Raw genomic sequence first — 661 nt, forward strand, 5'->3', positions numbered from 1 at the left:
ACCTGAAGCACACTATGAAGTTATTAAAACCTTGCCAAGTGAAGAACAAAAGGAAATCCTAAAGAGCCTTTCTAAAAGAGCAGATGATGTCAGAAATAGAGTTGTAGAGCCAGATGTTGATAATATGCTTAAGATTACCAATGACGGCAAGAAACTTGCCTTAGATCAGCGTTTAATCAATCCACTTCTTCCTGATAACCCTGATAGCAAGGTTAATGTATGCGTGAAAAATGTATTTGCTATTTGGGATAAGACAAAAGAAAATAGGTCAACACAGCTACTTTTCTCTGATATGTCCACTCCAAAAGGAGATGGAGAATTTAACATCTATGATGATATTAGAGAAAAACTTGTAGCTATGGGCATACCGAAAGAAGAAATTGCCTTTATCCACGAAGCTAATTCCGATAAGCAAAAGGACGAACTCTTTGCGAAAGTAAGAAAAGGAGAAATCCGTATCTTAATGGGTTCAACGCAGAAGATGGGAGCCGGAACGAATGTGCAAAATAAACTAATTGCTTTGCATGACCTCGATGTTCCTTGGCGTCCCGCTGACTTGGAACAAAGAGCAGGGAGAATTGTAAGACAAGGAAACGAAAATGAGAAAGTAAATATCTATCGTTATGTTACAGAGAATACCTTTGATGCGTACCTTTGGGTG

1 protein-coding gene is annotated in these 661 nt (G+C 38.4%); it reads left to right on the forward strand.

Annotation, left to right across the window (positions count from 1 at the left end; translation table 11 throughout):
- Window positions 1-661 (forward strand): helicase-related protein (locus tag HMPREF2801_RS05540; protein WP_148130079.1); only part of this gene is annotated, 661 nt, incomplete at both ends.

It is taken from the genome of Peptoniphilus sp. HMSC062D09 (genome assembly GCF_001811425.1).
In the GTDB taxonomy this organism is placed as follows: domain Bacteria; phylum Bacillota; class Clostridia; order Tissierellales; family Peptoniphilaceae; genus Peptoniphilus_A.